This is a genomic window from Actinomadura sp. 7K507, from assembly GCF_004348425.1.
Classification (GTDB): Bacteria; Actinomycetota; Actinomycetes; order Streptosporangiales; family Streptosporangiaceae; genus Spirillospora.
In genome coordinates this window covers 1-2,150 of record NZ_SMKK01000487.1, presented here as the reverse complement: position 1 = coordinate 2,150, position 2,150 = coordinate 1, and the positions used below count along the sequence as shown (strand labels likewise).

Annotated in this window: 4 protein-coding genes; 1 reads left to right on the top strand and 3 read right to left on the bottom strand. The window is 73.8% G+C overall.

The features are described from left to right. The 3 genes from E1285_RS44700 to E1285_RS44690 form a co-directional block, all read right to left on the bottom strand. A partial coding sequence (locus E1285_RS44700; RefSeq protein ID WP_243723486.1) for an MFS transporter occupies positions 1-621 on the bottom strand: 621 nt, incomplete at its 3' end. Between the two features lie 44 nt (positions 622-665). Then, entirely contained in the window at positions 666-1,223 is a 558-nt protein-coding gene (locus tag E1285_RS44695; RefSeq protein WP_132160970.1) for a GNAT family N-acetyltransferase, read from the bottom strand. A gap of 55 nt (positions 1,224-1,278) precedes the next feature. Continuing rightward, positions 1,279-1,830, bottom strand: coding sequence for a CGNR zinc finger domain-containing protein (locus tag E1285_RS44690; RefSeq protein WP_132160969.1), 552 nt, complete (start codon positions 1,828-1,830; stop codon positions 1,279-1,281). Positions 1,831-1,955: 125 nt separating this feature from the next. Here E1285_RS44690 and E1285_RS44685 point away from each other — a divergent pair. Then, on the top strand, positions 1,956-2,150 hold a 195-nt coding region (locus E1285_RS44685), incomplete at its 3' end, for a hypothetical protein (protein ID WP_132160968.1).

Here is a 2,150-nt window from a genome sequence, read left to right as displayed (position 1 = left end):
GCGGGATCGGCGCGTCTCGGGCATCAGGGCGAGTGCGGCGGCGATCAGCGCGATGCCGAGCGGCAGGTTGACCCCGAACGCCCAGCGCCAGTCCCCGGCGGTGGCGAGGGCCCCGCCGGCCAGGGGGCCGAGCGCGGCCATACCGCTGATCATCGATCCCCAGATCCCGAACGCGACGGCGCGCTCGCGCCCGGTGAACACCGCGTTCACCGTCGACAGCGTCGCCGGAAGGATCATGGAGGCGCCGACGCCCTGCAGCGCCCGCGCCCCGATCAGCGCCGAGCCGTCGCCCGCGAGCGCGGCGGCGACGCTCGCCACCGTGAACACCGCCATCCCGAGCACGAACATCCGGCGCCGCCCGAACAGGTCGCCGGCCCGGCCGAACGGGATCAGCAGCGCGGCGAACACCAGCGCGTACACCGACGTGACCCACTCGGCGTCCGTGGTCGTCAGGCCGAGGTCGCCGATCATCCTGGGCAGCAGGACGCCGACGATCGTGGCGTCCACGACGATCAGGGAGACGCCGAGGCTCATGACGGCCATGCCCAGCCAGCGGCGCCTGCCGGCGGCGGGTGCCGCCACGGGGGCATGCGGCGGCGTCAGTGAGGTGGATTCGGGCACGACCTCAAAGATATGGCCGGGTCGCCCGTGCCTTTCACCGACCCCTAGGGAACCGGCTCCTGGTCAACGCTGATATCGGTGTGCAGCCGGATCTGCCGGACGGGCTCGCCCATGTCGAGGGCGCGGGCCGTCCCGTCCGGTGCCCACCCCGCCGAGGCGAGGAACGTCCGCGTCACCTCGTCGTCCTCGAACGCCCACGTGGTCAGGGTGCCGAACCCGTCCTCGCGGAGGAGGTCGGCGGTGGCGGCGAGCAGCCGGCTTCCGTGCCCGGCGCGGGCGTGCATCGGGTCGACGAGCAGCGTGATCAGCTCGGCCGTGGCGCCGGGGTCCAGGTCGGGGTCCTCGGCGGGCCCGTGCGCGGCGAACCCGACGACGAGGTCGGACGCCACCGCGACCAGTAGCCGGTGCCGGGGGCTCGGCGGCGCCGTCGCCGCCTCGGCCCACCGATCGCGCCACGTCTCCGCGGCGTCCGGCCCGGTCACCCGGTCGAGGACGTCCGCCGGCAGCAGGTCGCGGTAGCCCTGCCGCCAGGCCCGCACCTGGATGTCGGCGACGGCGGCGGCGTCCGCCCGCCTCGCGGGCCGCACTCCGACATCGGCCATGGCGTCGCACGTCCTCTCGTCCGGATTCTCCGCCCACCCTAGCGAGCGGGACGGGTCATCCGGCGGCCGGACGCCGGCGCGCCCGGTAGGCGCGGGTCTTGGTGCGGTTCCCGCAGGTGCTCATGGAGCACCAGGCGCGGGACCGGTTCTTGGACGTGTCCAGGAACGCCCAGCGGCAGGTGTCCTCCTGGCAGACCTTGAGCCGGGCCCAGGTGCCGGCGGCGACGGAGTCGGCGACCGCCGCGGCGATGCGGGCGAGGCCGGCGGCGGCCGTCGCGGGCGGATCGAGCGGGACGAGCGCCGGACGCGGGCCCGTGAGCGTGAGCCGCAGCGGCAGCGCCGCCAGGGCGTCGTCCAGGTCGTCGGCGTGCTCGGCGTCCTGCGCGCCGTGGTTGGCGGCCATGGCCTCGCGGAGCGCTTCGCGCAGCGCGACCGCGGTGACCAGGTCGTTGCCCGTGGCCGCGGTGTCCTCCGGGACGAGCCGCCGCTCGGCCAGCCATGCGACGAGCCGTGCGGGCGAGGGGATCTCGTCGCGGTCGGCGTCGATGTTGCGGGTGTTGACGAAGTCCCTCAGCAGCGGCGTGGGGTCGTCCTGAGCGTCGTTCATCACCCCTCCTGCCTGTCCGGTGAGCAGTCTACCAACGTGCAACACCGTCATTCGTCTTTGACCGGTTGCACATTGGCGACACCAGCGTTACGGTTTAGGAGGTGTCCAAAGAACGGGAGAGTGACATGAACGAGCTGCCGTACATGGCGGCGCTGGCGCTGCGGCACGAATGGGCGCGGGACGAGTACGCGCGGCTGCACGCAGACATCGTCGAAGCGCGGCTCACCGCCCGTGCGCTATCCATCGAGCGCGGAGCCCGCCGGCGCGCGCTTCTCCTTGACTGGCTCCGGGCCGAGGTCGTCGACCCGCTCAGCGGCCTG